The organism is Actinomadura sp. NPDC049382, assembly GCF_040677125.1.
In the GTDB taxonomy this organism is placed as follows: Bacteria; Actinomycetota; Actinomycetes; order Streptosporangiales; family Streptosporangiaceae; genus Spirillospora; species Spirillospora geliboluensis.
The window spans coordinates 39538-54153 of sequence record NZ_JBFARO010000021.1 but is presented as its reverse complement, the minus strand read 5'-3'; the positions used below and the strand labels follow the sequence as shown (position 1 = coordinate 54153).

Below are 14616 nucleotides of genomic sequence, written 5' to 3'. Positions count from 1 at the left end.
TACAAATGTACAAAGGAGTGGGATGCCCCTAGACCTCCAGGAGATCGCGGAACAGGCGGCCGACCTCCTGCAGGCCCCCGCCACACTGGAGGACCGCGACTTCCACCTCGTCGCCTACGCCGCCCACGGCGACACCATCGACCCCGTCCGGCTGGACTCGATCCTGCGCCGCCGCTCGTCCGAGGACGTCCGGGCCCGCTTCGAGCGGCACGGCATTGCCCGCGCGACGGGCCCGGTCCGCATCCCGGCGGACGCGTCCCTCGGCCAGCTCGCCCGGCTCTGCCTGCCCGTCCGCTGGCACAACGTGACCTACGGCTACCTGTGGCTCCTGGACGACCAGGAGCGCATCACGAGCGCCCAGGCCGCCAAGGCCATGCCGCTCTGCGAGCGCGCCGCCCTCCTCATGGCCCGCCAGGCCCGCGAGCGCGACGACCTGGGCTGGAAGGTCGCCGACCTGCTCTCCACCCACCCGGACGCCCGCACCCAGGCGGCGGACGACCTGACCGAGGCCGCCTCCCCCGAACCGCCCTTCGCCGTGGCGGTGCTGCGCACCCCGAGCCCGGAACCCCTCAACCCGTGGCAGCTCCCCCACTCCGTCCTGACGACGGTGTGGCAGCGCGACCACGTCCTGGTCATCCCGGCGTCGACCCCGACGCCCTCAACGGTCGACCGGGCCCGCCGCCTCCTGGAGGAACGCAACGCCCCCGTCCAAGCAGGCGTCTACGCCCCCTGCGCCACCCTGGAGGACGTCCACGAGGGCTGGCTCCGAGCCCGTGTGGCGGCCCGCACCGCCGCCCCCGGCGAAACCCGCGACTGGACGAACCTGGGCGTCCTGCGCCTCCTCCGCACAGCAGGCGACGAGGCCCTGACCCAGGCAACCCAGACCCCGGGCACCAACCGCCTGCTCGACAACCACGAACTGGCCGAAACGGCCCGCACCTACCTGGACCTGGCGGGCAACGTCCAGCAAACAGCGAAGGCGCTGAACATCCACCGCCAAACCCTCTACCACCGCCTGCGCCGCATAGAGGAGCTGACGGCCCTGACCCTCACCAACGGCCAGGACCGCCTGACCCTCCACCTGGCCCTAACGCTCTCCCCTCACCTGGCTCCCCCCACCTAGGACTGAGCCAGCTCGGCATGCTGAGCGCGCAGCTCCCGCTTGAGGATCTTGCCGCTGGGGTTCTTGGGCAGGGCGTCGGCGAGCACGACGTACTTGGGCCGCTTGTAGGGGGCGAGCCGCTCCCGAGCATGAGCGACGACGTCCTCGACACTGAGCTCCGACCCCGCCTTGGGCACGACGACGGCGGTGACGGCCTCGATCCAGTGCGGATGGCTGATGCCGAAGACGGCGACCTCCGCCACGCCGTCCAGCTCGTAGATCGCCTCCTCGACCTCGCGGCTGGCGACGTTCTCCCCTCCCGTCTTGATCATGTCCTTCTTGCGATCGACGACGGACAGGTAGCCGTCCTCCGTCATGACCCCGAGGTCGCCCGAGTGGAACCACCCGCCGCGGAACGCCTCCGCCGTCTTCTCCTCGTCCCGGTAGTACCCGAGGGCCGCGTGCGGGCTCCGGTGGACGATCTCGCCGATCTCCCCCGCCGCCACGGGGTTCCCGTCGTCGTCGACGACGACGGTCTCGACGTTGATGCCCGCACGCCCCGCGCTGCCGGCCCGCTCAAGCTGCTCCTCGGGCCGCAGGATGGTCGCGAGCGGCGCCATCTCGGTCTGCCCGTAGAAGTTCCACAGCCGCACCCCCGGCAGCCGCCGCAGCAGCTCCCGCAGCACCTCGACCGGCATCGGGGACGCCCCGTAGTAGCCCTTCCGCAGGCTCGACAGGTCGCGCCGCTCGAAGTCGGGATGCCGCAGCAGCGAGATCCACACCGTAGGCGGGCAGAACAGCTTGGTGACCTTCTCCCGCTCGATCGTCTCCAGCAGCGCACCGGGCTCCGGCGACGGCAGGATGATGCTGGTCGCCCCCAAGTAGACGTCGACCGAGAAGAAGCAGTCGAGCTGCGCGCAGTGGTACATCGGCAGCGTGTGCACCTCGACGTCGTCCGGGCTCATCTCGCCGTCGATGACGCAGCTGACGTACTGGGAGATCAGGGAGCGGCTGGAGAGCATCACACCCTTGGGCCGCGACTCGGTCCCCGACGTGTACATGAGCCGCAGCGGATCATCGTCCGCGACGAGCACGTCCGGCGCCACTTCGGGCCCGGCCGACCACCAGGCGTCGACGTCCTCCCAGCCGTCGCCCGCCGGAGCCCCGGAGAGCCCGATCCATCCCCGCACACCGCCCTCGACTCCGGCGGTCGCGAGCGCCTTCTCCGCCGTCGGGGCGAGCGCGTCCTCCGCGATGATCCCGGACGCCCCCGAGTGCCCGACGATGTAGGCGACCTCGTCGGCGTTGAGCATGAAGTTGACGGGCACGAGCACCACACCGAGCTTGGCCGTGGCGAACGCGATCACGGCGTACTGCCAGCAGTTGTGGCTGAGCAGCGCGATCCGGTCCCCCTTGGCGAGCCCCCGCGCCGCCAGCGCGTGCGCCGCCCGGTTGACCGCGACGTCGAACTCCGCGTAGGTGACCCGGAGCTCCCCGCTGACCACGGCGAGCTTCCCCGGATACCGCCGTGCCGTCCGATGCAGCAGATCCCCCACCGAGTGCTGCCGAGCACGAGCCACCGAGTCGGACATAGACCGCCCCTCCCGCAAAGTCCCAAGTGAGCCGCGATGAAACCACACCCGAACCCCACCCGCCACCCCCAAAAGGGGGTATAGGAGACACCCGAAAGCCGGTCACCCCTCCGGATAGAACAGGAAGAGCGTGCAGCCCTCCACCGACTGCGGCACATGGCTCGACCCGGCAGGGGCGTGGATGAAGGAGCCGGCGGGATAGTCGCGCTCCCCGTCGTTGAAGACGCCGGAGACAACGAAGACCTCCTCCGGACCGGGCGCGTGCACGTCCACGCCCTCCCACCGGCTGCCCGGATCCATCTCCAGCACCGCCGCCTTCGCCGCGCCTCCGGACCACAGCGGCCGAACCCGGATCCCGGGGAAGATCTCGCGAACGGGGGCGTCCTGCACCGCCGACCACACATATCCAGGCTGTTCGGTAGTCATGGCACCACCCTGGCCGCCCGCCACCGCCCTCGCCGAGTGTCAGAAAAGACGTCTTGCGGTACTTTCCTGCCATGCACCGCGTCGTGGCGCTGGTCCGCCCGCACCAGTCGACGTTCGAACTCGGCTTCCAAAGAGCCCTGGCAACAACCCCAGGCACCTACAGAAAAACCTTCGCCCAAACCCCAAACCCCCAGCCAAAAAAGGGGGTCTAGGGGCGAAGCCCCAGGGGCGGGCGGGTGGGGGATGGCGGAGGCACGGGGGGCTCCGGGGGGTCGCCCCCCGGGAATGGCGAAGGGTCCCCTCGGGGAAGCCGCAAAGCGGCGACCAAGGAGACCCCAGGACCAGTAGCGGGGGCAGGATTTGAACCTGCGACCTCTGGGTTATGAGCCCAGCGAGCTACCGAACTGCTCCACCCCGCGGTGATGTCTTAAGTCTATGGCATGGGTGGGAGTGGTTGGGTCGGTGGCGGTCATTTGCAGGCGGGGATGTGGCCGTTGCCGGTGTTGAGGGCGTTGATGGCCTGGATGGTGCCGTTGAGGGTGTCGGCGCGGACGAGGCGGAGGCCGTCGGGGCGGGCGGCGACGGCGTCGGTGCAGTTGTCCTTGGGGGTGAGGAAGACGGTGGCGCCGGCCTTGCGGGCGGCGATCATCTTCTGCTGGATGCCGCCGATGGGGCCGACGTGGCCTTCGGGGGTGATGGTGCCGGTGCCGGCGATGAATTTGCCCTGGGTGAGGGGGCCGGGGGTGAGCTTGTCGTAGATGGCGAGGGAGAACATGAGGCCGGCGGAGGGGCCGCCGATGTCGCCGATGCTGATGTCGATCTTGAAGGGGAACTTGTACTGGTCGGACAGGACGATGCCGACGACGGCGCGTTTGCCGGAGGGGTCGGCGACGGTCGTGACCTTGGCCTTCTGCTCGGTGCCGCCGCGCCGGTAGTCCAGGGTGACGGTGTCGCCGATCTTGCGTTTGGCCATGGCGCCGGTGACCTGGGAGACGCTGGTGACCTTGGCGCCGTCGAGCGCGGTGATCTCGTCGCCGGGCCGCAGGATCCCGTCGGCGGGGCGGCCTTTCTGGACGCCGTCGACGACGACGCGGGTGGTGAGGGGGATGCCGAGCTGGTGGAGGGCGGCGGCTTCGGCGTTCTGCTGGGAGTCCTGCATCGCCCGGGTGTTCTCTTGGTCGACCTGCTTCGGCGACTCGTTCTTGGGGAAGATCGTCTCTTCGGGGACGATGGCGGTGTCGCCGTCGAGCCAGCCGCGCAGGGCGGTGAAGAGGTCGATGCGGCCGCCGGGCCCGCCGCGGTAGGTGACGGTGGTGAAGTTGAGGTGCCCCTGGTCGGGGTAGGTCTTGCGGCCTTCGATGCGGATGAGGGGCTGGCCTTTGTCGTTCGTGCCGAGGGTGTTGCTCGTGGGGCCCGGCATCAGCGCGACGTAGGGGACGCGCATGAAGGAGCCGATGACGGCGAGCAGGAGGACGAGCACGCTCGCGGCGGAGAGCGTGGCGGCACGACGAGACATGCCGGAAACTCTATGCGGTCAGGGGGCTCAGCAGGCCCCGACCCACTCGTCGCCGCCGTCGGCGAAGGTCTGGTGCTTCCAGATGGGGACGCCGGCCTTGAGGTCGTCGATGAGCCGGCGGCAGGCGTCGAACGCTTCGGCGCGGTGGGCGCTGGAGGCGGCGACGATGACGGCGATGTCGCCGATGCGGAGGTCGCCGACGCGGTGGACGGCGGCGAGGGCGAGGACGGGGTGGTCGGCGGCGACCTTCTCCATGACGGCGCGCAGTTCCCGTTCGACGGTGGGGTGGGCGCTGTAGGACAGGCCGCTGACGGCGCGCGCGTGGTCGTGGTCGCGGACGGTGCCGGTGAACAGGGCGATGCCGCCGGCGCTCGGGGCGCCGACGGCGCGGTAGACCTCGTCGACGGACAGGGGCGTCTCGCGGACGCCGGCCAGCCGGATGACGTCGCCGGCTTCAACGCTGTGGGTCACGTTCCGCAGGCTACCTCCCGGCGGCCGTCCTATTCCGGGCGGGACGCGCCGGGGTCGTCGGGGTCGAAGGTGGCGGCGAGCACGTCGGGGAGGCCGGGCACGAGGTCGGGCCCGCGCAGGACGGCGTCCTCGCTGTCGTGGCTGCGCATGCGGACGGCGGCGTGGCGGGCGCCGTCGCGCAGGACGCCGACGACCATGCGGACCTCTTCGCGGGCGGGGTGGTTCCCGACGAACGCGGCGGCCTCGGCGGCGTCGTCGGGGATGTCGTCCTCGACGCCGGGGGGCAGGACGACCCGTTCGATGACGAGGACGCAGCCGTCGACGGTGTCGGGCCAGACGATGCCCGCGAGGGCGTCTTCGACGCTGCTTTCCTCGGGGAGCCCTTCCTGTTCGATGGGGACGAGCGCGTCGGCGTCGGCGGGCAGCTGGTCGGCGAGGCCGGGCTCGGCGCGGCGGAGTTCGGCGCTGCGGACGAGCGCGTACAGGCTGGGGGCGCTGTCCCAGCCCTTCTCCGCCGAGTGACGTTCAAGATCGAGCACGGCTGTTTCCAAATGACTCACGGGGCCATCTTTCCCCTTCCTGCGACGGTGAGTGCCGGAACCCTCGCGCCAGTCGGTAAGTTGCATCTACAGCACCGGCGGGCGGCCGGTGAGCGAGTTTCTCGATCGGAGGGGCCGACTTGACCTTCCGGACTCCCGCTTTCGGGCGCCGGCTCGGTACCGGACGGACGCGGATCGTCTTGCCCGCTCTGGTGGCGCTGGCCGTGCTGCTGGTCGCGTTCTTGATCTTCACGGCCGTGTACACGGACCTGCTGTGGTATCGCTCGATCGGTTTCTCCGAGGTGTACACCACGCAGCTGCAGGCGAAGATCGTCCTGTTCTTCGGCGCGGGGCTGCTGATGTCGCTGGTGGTGGGCGCCAATGTGATGGTCGCGTACCGGCTGCGTCCGGCGTACCGGCCGCTGTCGGTGGAGCAGCAGGGCTTGGAGCGGTACCGCTCGGTGATCGATCCGCGGCGCCGGATGATCGCGGTGTCGCTGCTGGGGCTGCTGGGCGTGCTGACGGGTTCGTCGGTGGCGGGCCAGTGGCCGGTGTGGCTGGCGTTCCTGAACCGCACGCCGTTCGGCGTGGAGGACCCGCAGTTCCACAAGGACGTGTCGTTCTACGTCTTCACGTACCCGTTCATGCGGCTCGTGCTGGGTGTGGTCTTCGCGACGGTGATCCTGTCGATCCTGGCCGCGGTGATGGTGCACTACCTGTACGGGGGGCTGCGGCTGCAGGGGCCGGGCGACAAGGCGAGCCCGCCGGCGCGCGCGCACCTGTCGGTGCTGTTCGGGCTGTTCATCCTGCTGAAGGCGGTGGCGTACTGGTTCGACCGGTACGGCCTGATGCATTCCGAACGCGGGGTGGCGACGGGCGCGTCCTACACCGATGTCAACGCGCTGCTGCCGGCGAAGACGATCCTCGCCGTGATCGCGCTGTTGTGCGCGGCGATGTTCTTCAGCAACCTGCTGCGGCGCGGCATGATGCTGCCGGGCGTCGGCTTCACGCTGCTGGTGCTGTCGGCGATCCTGCTGGGCGGGGTGTACCCGCTGCTGATCCAGCAGTTCCAGGTGAAGCCGGACGAGCTGGCCAAGGAGCGCGAGTACATCGCGCGCAACATCAAGTTCACCCGGGCCGCCTACGGCGTGGACGGCGCGAAGGTCGTCCCGTACGGCACGCAGCCCGTGACGGACAAGAAGCAGCTCCAGGAGGACGCCGACAAGCTCGGCGGCGTGCGCGTCCTCGACCCGAACGTGGTGGGCGAGACGTTCCAGCAGCTGCAGCGGATCCGCCCGTTCTACCAGTTCCCGGACACGCTGGACGTGGACCGCTACCAGGTGGACGGCAAGCTCGTCGACACGGTCGTCGCGCTCCGCGAGCTGTCGGGCGCGCCGGCCGGGCAGCGCAGCTGGGTGAAGGACCACATGGTCTACACGCACGGCTACGGCTTCGTGTCGGCGTACGGCGACCGGTTCGACTCCCGCGAGCCGGCCTTCATCACCCGCGACATGCCGGCGTCCCCGGACCAGCGGATCCAGGTGGCGAAGCCGGAGATCTACTTCGGGGAGCGCTCGCCGAAGTACTCGGTGGTCGGCGGGCAGGGCCAGCAGGAGCTGAACTACCCCGACAACAGCGAGTCGGGGCAGCAGAGCAGCACCTACGCCGGGCAGGGCGGGGTCCGCATCGACTCGTTCCTGAACAAGCTGCTGTACTCGGCGAAGTTCCAGGACAAGAACCTGCTGCTGTCGGGCGCGATCAACAAGGACGCCAAGATCCTCTACGACCGGACGCCGCGCCAGATGGTGCAGAAGGCGGCGCCGTGGCTGACGCTGGACGGCGACCCGTACCCGGCGGTGGTGAACGGCCGCATCCTGTGGATCGTGGACGGCTACACGACGTCCAGCAGCTACCCGTACTCGGAGGAGATGAGCCTCGGGGAGGCGACCCGCGACACCATCACCGACACGCGGTCGGCGGTGGCGCGGCAGGCGAACGACCACATCAACTACATGCGGAACTCGGTGAAGGCCACGGTGGACGCCTACGACGGCACCGTGCACCTCTACCAGTGGGACGAGAACGACCCGGTGACGAAGACGTGGATGAAGGTGTTCGACAACACCGTCCAGCCGCGCTCGTCGATCCCACCGGAGCTGGAGGCCCACTTCCGCTACCCGCAGGACCTGTTCAAGGTGCAGCGCAAGGTCCTGACCAAGTACCACGTGACGGACCCGTCGGCGTTCTACAACGGCGAGGGCTTCTGGGAGGTCCCGCAGGACCCGACGGTGAAGGGCAAGCGGCAGCCGCCGTACTACCAGAGCCTGCGGATGCCCGGCCAGGACACCGAGTCGTTCTCGCTGACGACGGTCTTCAACCCGCGCAACAACCCGCAGCTGGCGGCGTTCATGGCGGTCGGGTCGACGCCGGGGCGCGACTACGGGCAGATCCAGATCCTGCAGATGCCGCGGAACGCGCAGCCGCCGGGTCCGGGCCAGGTGCAGAACTCGTTCGAGACCGACTCGAAGGTGAAGAGCGACCTGTTCGCGCTGCGGCAGGGCGGCACGAAGACCGTGGCCGGCAACCTGCTGACGATCCCGTTCGGCGGTGACCTGCTGTACGTGGAGCCGATGTACACGAAGGCGGCGGGCGGCGCGGAGCAGCAGCCGTACCCGATCATGGGCAAGATCCTGGTCCGGTACGGGGAGAGCATCGCGGCGGCGGACACGCTGCAGGACGCGCTGAAGCAGGTCCTCGGCGGGGCGGGCGCGCCCGCGCAGCCCGGGGCGCCGCCGCAGTCGCCGGGCGCGCCGGGCGGGCAGCAGCTGAGCGCGGCGGCGCAGAAGGCGATCGGCGACCTGAACAAGGCCGTGACCGACTACGAGAACGCCCAGAAGAAGGGCGACTACCCGGGCATGGGCGAGGCCTGGAAGCGGATCAAGGACGCGCAGGCCGCGCTGGCGGCGGCGGGCAAGTCCGCGCCGAAAACGTCGCCGAGCCCGGCACCGTCCCCGTCCGGGTCGCCGCCGGGGTCGCCGTCGCCGTCACCGAGCGCCACCCCTCCGGCGAGCTGAGGGGGTCGCCGCTGACCCCGGCCGGGGGTCAGCGGCGGCGCTTGCGGGCGCGGCGGATCGCGGCGGCGGCGCCGATCGCGGCGACGGTGGCGCCCGCGGCGGTCGCCATCGTGGCCTCCTTGCCGCCGACGCGGCGGCCGACGACGGCGTGCCGTCCGGCGGTCTCCTCCATCACGGCGCGCAGGGCGGCGGCGTTGTCGTGCAGCGGCTTCCACCCGGCGGCCCGCAGCCGGGCGCAGTCGACGACCCACGGGTAGGCGACGTAGTGCAGGTCGGTGGCGGGCGCCGGGGTCATGCCGAGCCGGTGCAGCCGCTGCGCCATGCCGAAGGTGAGGGCGGCGGGCAGCTCGAAGGTGCGCTTGCCGGTGATCTCGGCCACCTCGTCGGGGCCGAGCCAGCCCTCGCTGCCGACGGCGACGGGCCCGCGCACGTCGTCGATGACGACGGTCTCCAGCGCGGACGCGAGGTCCTCGATGTGGCAGAACTGCCAGCCGGGGGTGCTGCCCTTGACCGACAGCAGCCGGGGCGCCTCGAAGTGGCGGGTGATCACGGTGTCGACGCCGGGGCCGGCGAGCGCGGCGGGGCGGACGACGGTGACGTCCAGGCCGGGATGGGTGACGGGCGCGGTCGCGGCCAGCTCCTCGATCTCCAGGAAGTCCCCGGCGATGCTGGTGCTGGCCTCGGCGAGCAGCGGCGCGTCCTCGGCCAGCGGCACCTCGTTGCCGGGCTCGGCCCCGTAGACCATCGCGGACGTGACGAGGACCACCCGGCGGACGCGGGCCGCCGCGGCGGCGGTGACGACCGTCTGGGCGCCGCGGACGTTGTGGGTGCGGCGCTCGCGCGGGTCGGCGTCCGGGGACCGCTCGATGTCCAGGTTGACGAGCACGTCGACGTCGGAGAGCCGCCCGGACAGCAGCGGGTCGCGGATGTCGGTGACGCGCCAGGTGACGCCGGGCACGTCGCCGCGCTGCCCGTCGACGGCGACGACCTTGCGGATCTCTTCCCGTTCGGCGAGCCGGGCGGCCAGCAGCCGTCCCGCCCCGGAGGCGGCGCCGGTGACGGCGACGACCGGGCCCTTGCTACGCCGAGGGCGAACCTTGCCCGTTGCCACGGGGCTGCCCCCTTCCTTGAGTACGCGACCTTGCCGGGACCGGCTAACGTTGCGGATATGAGCCCATCATGCATCCCAGGGGCGAACCGATGAGTGACACTCCCTTCGGCTTCAACCGTCCCGGCAACGGCGACGACGACGACCGGCCCCAGGATCCATTCAAGGGCATGGGCGGCGACATGGCGCAGTTCGCCGACATGCTGCACCGGTTCGCCGACATGATCGGCGCACAGGGTGCGGGCGGTGGGGGCGGCGGCCCGCTGAACTGGGACCTGGCCAAGAACATAGCGCGCCACACGGTGGTGGAGCAGGGCGACCCGTCGGTGGTGGACGCCGAGCGCCGCCAGGTCGTGGAGGCGCTGCGCCTGGCCGACCTGTGGCTGGACGAGCGGACGACGCTGCCGGCCGGCATCCGGACGCCGCAGGCGTGGAGCCGGTCCGAATGGATCGAGCAGACGATCCCCGTGTGGGCGAAGGTCTGCGACCCGATCGCGACCCGCATGGTCGACTCCATGGGCGGGGCGCTCGGCGGCGGCGAGATCCCCGCCGACGTGCAGGCGATGGCCGGCCCGCTGATCGGCATGGTCAAGCAGATGGCGGGCGCGATGGTCGGCGGCCAGGCCGGGCAGGCGCTCGGCGCGCTGGCCCGCGAGGTCACCGGCTCGGCCGACGTGGGCCTGCCGCTCGCGCCGGACGGCGTCGGCGCGCTGCTGCCCGCCGGGGTCGAGGCGTTCGGGCAGGGCCTGGAGGTCTCCGACGACGAGGTCCGGCTCTACCTGGCGTTGCGCGAGGCCGCCCACCAGCGGCTGTTCACGCACGTCCCGTGGCTGCGCTCGCACCTGCTGGGCGCGGTCGAGGAGTACGCGCGCGGCATCACCGTCGACCTGTCCGGGATCGAGCAGGCCGTGCAGGGCCTCGACCTGAGCAACCCGGAGGCGCTCCAGGAGGCGCTGGGCGGCGAGATCCAGCTCCAGCCGGAGGAGACGCCCCGTCAGAAGGCGGCGCTGGCCCGGCTGGAGACGGCGCTCGCGCTGGTCGAGGGCTGGGTCGAGACGGTCGTGAACGAGACCGCGGAGGGGCGGCTGCCCGGCTCGGTGAAGCTGGCCGAGGCGGTGCGGCGGCGCCGCGCGACCGGCGGCCCGGCGGAGCGCACGTTCGCGACGCTGGTCGGCCTGGAGCTGCGGCCCCGCCGGCTGCGGGAGGCCGCCGCGCTGTGGCGGTCGCTGACGGAGGCGCGCGGCACGCAGGGCCGGGACGCCGTCTGGGACCACCCCGACCTGCTCCCGACGGCCGACGACCTCGACGATCCGGACGGCTTCGTGCACGGCCGCGAGGAGATCGAGGGCCTGTCCGACCTCGACTGGTCCGACCTGACGAAGGCGCCCGAGGAGGGCGGCGAGCCCGGCGAGAAGGGCCCCGACGAGAAGGGCTCGGACGAGAAGGGCTCGGACGAGAAGGGCCCGGACGAGGGTGACCCAGGCGGCGGAGCCCGCCCGGACGACGGCGGGCCGCGCGCATGAGCCGCGCACGCCCGTCCCGGGTGCCCGGCTGCCGGTACGAGCCCGGATCGTCCACGAACGCGGTCCGCCGCCGGGTGGCGCGCGCCAGCCTGTGCTGGCAGCGCCCGATCGACCAGGAGCGGCGCCGCCGCCGGCCCGACAACTCCCGCTATCCGCGGGTGGGCCGGGCCTGACGGCGCCCGGAGACGCAACGCGGCCGCCCGGGCAGCCGGGCGGCCGCGCCTTTCCGCCGGCCGCTCCACCGAAAGCGCACCGCAGGTCACGGAAAATGACTCATTGAGCGGATAAGCGCGCCCACGTACGCTGATCCCGTCATATCCGGCGGCACATGCGCATCGAGGGCAGGCTTCGGTTGGACAGGTTCCGTTCCTTCGTCAGGTTCGCCTTCGGTGTCGCCCTGGTCGGCGTGCTGATCAACCTGGCCTCCAGCTATATCGACGACCGCTATCCGGCGGCTCGGGAACTGCTGCTCGGCGTCGCGCTGGGCGCCCTGGTCCTGTGGTTACTGGTACTGCTCACCCAGTACGTCTTCTCCTATCTGGTGGGCGGCCGGTACGCCGTCGAGGCGCTGATCCTGAACTCCCGGAACGAACTGCTGCTGTACCGGCATCCGCACCACAAGGTGATGCTGCCGCCGGGCGGCCGCGTCAAGCGCTCGGAATTCCCGAACTTCGCGTTGCAACTGCGCCTGGAAGAGCGGCTCGGGCTCAATCCGCGCGATTACCGGTTCGACGAGAGCTTCCATCACGGCATCGACGGGAACACCGGGCACCTCGGCGAGATCCAGCGCTTCGCGGCGCCCTTTCTGGTGCAGCGCGAGATCCATCGGCAGCGCGGGTTCGTGCAGTTCCACTACGACCTGATTTACGTCCTGCGGCTGCTGGACGACCAGACGGCGTTCGACGCGCCGAAGTACAGCCCCGTGCACTTCGTGGACCTCGCGGCGCTGCGGGAGATGGTGGCGCAGCAGCGGTCGTTCCCGGACGTCCTGGACGCCTACCGGCGGGTCCTCGCGACGCTGGACGGCGCGCGCCCGTGATCAGGATCAGGTTCCCGCGCGGCGTCACCCCGCCGGCCTGGTTGGCGGACGGCGGCGAGGACGTCCAGGTCACCGATGATCCGGCCGTCATCGCGCTGGAGGAGGAGAAGAACACCGAGCGGCAGCGGGCGGCGGTGGACCGGGTCCTGCGCCCGCGGTTCGAGCGGGCCTGGTCGGCCGGCGACCCCCTGTTCCACCTGGTCTCGGTGGAGACGCGCGCGGGCTGCAACCACAACTGCTCGTTCTGCCCGGTCTCGCGGTCGGTGGACCCGCGTCCGCCGGGGGAACTGGACCTGGCGGTGGTCGAGCTGATCGCCCGCCAGCTGGGCGAGCTGGGCTACGACCGGCGGATCGCGCTGTTCGGCAACAACGAGCCGCTGCTGGACGCCCGGCTCCCGGAGATCGTGGGCGTCTTCCGCCGCGCCTGCCCGGCGGCGGAGCTGCGCGTCCTCACCAACGGGATCCTGGCCCGGACGGCGCTGGTGGCGGAGCTGTTCGAGGCCGGGCTGTCGACGCTGACGATCAACAACTACACCGACGGCCGCCGCGTCATCGCGCCCGTCCGCGAGTTGGTGGCCGAAGCCGGCCGCCTGCGGCATCATGACATACGGATCAGCGTGCGGCGCCGGACCGAGGTCCTCACGACGCGGGCGGGCCTGGCACCGAACAAGCCCCGGCCGGCCGCGGGGCCTCACGGCTTCTGCGCGCTTCCGTTCACCGACCTGCACATCTCGTACACCGGTGAGGTGAACCTGTGCTGCTTTGACGCCCACGGCAAGGTCCGCATGGGAGACGTGGCCGAGACGCCACTGGTGGAGATCTGGCGGTCGGCGCTCTTCGCGCACCACCGCTCCGCCCTGCTGCGCTCCGCCCGCGCCGAGCTGGACCTGTGCCGGCACTGCGACTTCGACGGTTTCCGAGACCCCGCCCCCACCGCGTCCCGGCCGCTGACCCGCGACGACATCCTGCTATCCGGGAGCATCGACCCATGAACAAGACCGACGTCATCGACCGCACGGCCGAGTACGCCAGGGAGACGCTGGAGGCCGACTCCTCGGGGCACGACTGGTGGCATGTGGCGAGGGTCCGCAGGCTGGCCCTGGAGCTGGCCCGCGAGGAGCAGGCCGACCTGCACGTCGTCGAGCTGGCCGCGCTGCTCCACGACATCTCCGACTACAAGCTCAACGGCGGCGACCTGACCAAGGGGCCGCGCCGGGCGTTCGAATGGCTGGTCGGGCTGGGCGAGCCGGAGGGCGTCGCGCGGGACGTGGCGGACATCATCGCCGCGATGTCCTTCAAGGGCGCGGGGACGGCGTCGGAGATGGCGACCATCGAGGGCAAGGTCGTGCAGGACGCCGACCGGCTCGACGCGATCGGCGCCATCGGCGTGGCGCGCGCGTTCGCCTACGGCGGCTACAAGGGCGAGCCCATGCACGTGCCGGGCCTGTCCCCGCACCTGCACACGTCGCTGGACGACTACCTGAACCGCCAAGGCAGCACGATCAACCACTTCTACGAGAAGCTCCTGCTGCTGAAGGACAGGATGAACACCGCCGGCGGGCGCAGGCTGGCCGAGCGGCGGCACCGCGTCCTGGAGCGGTTCCTCGACGACTTCCTCACCGAGTGGGACGCCGAGGACATCGGATGAGCCGGGGGCCCGCCGACTCGCCGGCCGGCGCGGCCCGGCACGCCGACGCGATCTCGCTGCTGCGGCGGTGGCAGGCGCCCGACCCGCGGCAGGGCCGTCTCCGCGAGGCGTTCCTGGAGCACCTGCTCGCCCATCCCGACGGCACCGACCGCGGCTGCGACGCCGGTCACATCACGGTCGGCGTCGCCGTCCTCGACCGGGCGCGCGCGCACGTGCTGCTCACCCACCACCGCAAGATGGGCCGGTGGGCGCAGCTCGGCGGCCATTGCGAGCCCGGCGACCCGACCCTGGCGGCCGCCGCGCGGCGGGAGGCCGTCGAGGAGTCCGGCATCCCGGATCTGGAGGTGGCGGGCACTCCCCTGCGCCTCGATCGCTACCACGCTCGGTGCGGCGGCCGTGACCTGCCGCATCTGGACGTCCAGTTCACGGCCACGGCTCCGCCCGGGGCCGTGCCGGAGCCGGTGCCCGGCGGTGACGAGGCGCGGTGGTTCCCGGTGGGGGCGCTGCCGGCGTCGGCGGACGAGGGCACGCGCGCCCTGGTGCGGCACGCGCTCGCCGTCGGGACGCCGGGCTGAGGG

The 14616-nt window shown here is 71.4% G+C and carries 14 protein-coding genes and 1 tRNA gene; 8 read left to right on the top strand and 7 right to left on the bottom strand.

Annotated elements, in window-relative coordinates; translation table 11 throughout:
• The first annotated feature begins 22 nt into the window (after positions 1-22).
• Positions 23-1123: a helix-turn-helix domain-containing protein gene (locus AB0K34_RS15860; RefSeq protein ID WP_364549166.1), complete on the top strand. Its 1101-nt coding sequence runs from the start codon at positions 23-25 to the stop codon at positions 1121-1123.
• Here AB0K34_RS15860 and AB0K34_RS15855 read toward each other — a convergent pair.
• From AB0K34_RS15855 to AB0K34_RS15830, 6 genes are all read right to left on the bottom strand, one after another.
• Positions 1120-2694, bottom strand: coding sequence for an acyl-CoA synthetase (locus AB0K34_RS15855; RefSeq protein ID WP_364549163.1), 1575 nt, complete (start codon positions 2692-2694; stop codon positions 1120-1122). The two genes, AB0K34_RS15860 and AB0K34_RS15855, sit on opposite strands and share 4 nt — an antisense overlap.
• Before the next feature lie 102 nt (positions 2695-2796).
• A complete protein-coding gene (locus AB0K34_RS15850) occupies positions 2797-3120 on the bottom strand; it encodes a cupin domain-containing protein (protein ID WP_138642221.1) in 324 nt (107 codons plus the stop codon).
• A gap of 345 nt (positions 3121-3465) precedes the next feature.
• Positions 3466-3539: transfer RNA gene (locus AB0K34_RS15845), tRNA-Met, on the bottom strand.
• A 50-nt stretch (positions 3540-3589) separates the two neighbouring features.
• Complete coding sequence (locus tag AB0K34_RS15840) at positions 3590-4636, bottom strand: PDZ domain-containing protein (protein ID WP_138635803.1); 1047 nt, start codon at positions 4634-4636, stop codon at positions 3590-3592.
• A 27-nt stretch (positions 4637-4663) separates the two neighbouring features.
• On the bottom strand, positions 4664-5107 hold the full coding sequence (locus AB0K34_RS15835) for a molybdenum cofactor biosynthesis protein MoaE (RefSeq protein WP_205719169.1): 444 nt from the start codon (positions 5105-5107) through the stop codon (positions 4664-4666).
• 29 nt (positions 5108-5136) lie between these two features.
• Positions 5137-5646: a PPA1309 family protein gene (locus AB0K34_RS15830; protein WP_240807402.1), complete on the bottom strand. Its 510-nt coding sequence runs from the start codon at positions 5644-5646 to the stop codon at positions 5137-5139.
• 200 nt (positions 5647-5846) lie between these two features.
• On the opposite strand from AB0K34_RS15830, the gene AB0K34_RS15825 reads away from it, so the two are divergent.
• On the top strand, positions 5847-8720 hold the full coding sequence (locus AB0K34_RS15825; RefSeq protein ID WP_364549159.1) for a UPF0182 family protein: 2874 nt from the start codon (positions 5847-5849) through the stop codon (positions 8718-8720).
• A 28-nt stretch (positions 8721-8748) separates the two neighbouring features.
• Here the strand turns inward: AB0K34_RS15825 and AB0K34_RS15820 are convergent, their stop codons facing one another.
• Positions 8749-9831: an NAD-dependent epimerase/dehydratase family protein gene (locus AB0K34_RS15820; protein ID WP_301176276.1), complete on the bottom strand. Its 1083-nt coding sequence runs from the start codon at positions 9829-9831 to the stop codon at positions 8749-8751.
• An 89-nt stretch (positions 9832-9920) separates the two neighbouring features.
• Here AB0K34_RS15820 and AB0K34_RS15815 point away from each other — a divergent pair, with 89 nt between their 5' ends.
• From AB0K34_RS15815 to AB0K34_RS15790, 6 genes are all read left to right on the top strand, one after another.
• Positions 9921-11351, top strand: a complete 1431-nt coding sequence (locus tag AB0K34_RS15815; protein ID WP_364549156.1) for a zinc-dependent metalloprotease — start codon at positions 9921-9923, stop codon at positions 11349-11351.
• On the top strand, positions 11348-11524 hold the full coding sequence (locus AB0K34_RS15810; RefSeq protein ID WP_171068930.1) for a hypothetical protein: 177 nt from the start codon (positions 11348-11350) through the stop codon (positions 11522-11524). The genes AB0K34_RS15815 and AB0K34_RS15810 overlap by 4 nt, the downstream gene beginning before the upstream one ends.
• Positions 11525-11679: 155 nt before the next feature.
• Positions 11680-12390: a hypothetical protein gene (locus AB0K34_RS15805; RefSeq protein WP_364549153.1), complete on the top strand. Its 711-nt coding sequence runs from the start codon at positions 11680-11682 to the stop codon at positions 12388-12390.
• Positions 12387-13382, top strand: a complete 996-nt coding sequence (locus AB0K34_RS15800) for a radical SAM/SPASM domain-containing protein (protein WP_364549150.1) — start codon at positions 12387-12389, stop codon at positions 13380-13382. The genes AB0K34_RS15805 and AB0K34_RS15800 overlap by 4 nt, the downstream gene beginning before the upstream one ends.
• A complete protein-coding gene (locus tag AB0K34_RS15795; protein WP_138635795.1) occupies positions 13379-14038 on the top strand; it encodes an HD domain-containing protein in 660 nt (219 codons plus the stop codon). Before AB0K34_RS15800 ends, AB0K34_RS15795 begins: the two co-directional genes overlap by 4 nt.
• Entirely contained in the window at positions 14035-14613 is a 579-nt protein-coding gene (locus AB0K34_RS15790) for an NUDIX domain-containing protein (protein WP_364549146.1), read from the top strand. The genes AB0K34_RS15795 and AB0K34_RS15790 overlap by 4 nt, the downstream gene beginning before the upstream one ends.
• The last annotated feature ends 3 nt before the right edge of the window (positions 14614-14616 follow it).

Excerpts from the sequence above, each read along its gene's own strand:
- AB0K34_RS15860 (WP_364549166.1), top strand. The coding sequence starts at position 23 with ATGCCCCTAGACCTCCAGGAGATCGCGGAACAGGCGGCCGACCTCCTG.
- AB0K34_RS15855 (WP_364549163.1), bottom strand. The coding sequence starts at position 2,694 with ATGTCCGACTCGGTGGCTCGTGCTCGGCAGCACTCGGTGGGGGATCTG.
- AB0K34_RS15850 (WP_138642221.1), bottom strand. The coding sequence starts at position 3,120 with ATGACTACCGAACAGCCTGGATATGTGTGGTCGGCGGTGCAGGACGCC.
- AB0K34_RS15840 (WP_138635803.1), bottom strand. The coding sequence starts at position 4,636 with ATGTCTCGTCGTGCCGCCACGCTCTCCGCCGCGAGCGTGCTCGTCCTC.
- AB0K34_RS15815 (WP_364549156.1), top strand. The coding sequence starts at position 9,921 with ATGAGTGACACTCCCTTCGGCTTCAACCGTCCCGGCAACGGCGACGAC.
- AB0K34_RS15810 (WP_171068930.1), top strand. The coding sequence starts at position 11,348 with ATGAGCCGCGCACGCCCGTCCCGGGTGCCCGGCTGCCGGTACGAGCCC.
- AB0K34_RS15805 (WP_364549153.1), top strand. The coding sequence starts at position 11,680 with ATGCGCATCGAGGGCAGGCTTCGGTTGGACAGGTTCCGTTCCTTCGTC.
- AB0K34_RS15795 (WP_138635795.1), top strand. The coding sequence starts at position 13,379 with ATGAACAAGACCGACGTCATCGACCGCACGGCCGAGTACGCCAGGGAG.
- AB0K34_RS15790 (WP_364549146.1), top strand. The coding sequence starts at position 14,035 with ATGAGCCGGGGGCCCGCCGACTCGCCGGCCGGCGCGGCCCGGCACGCC.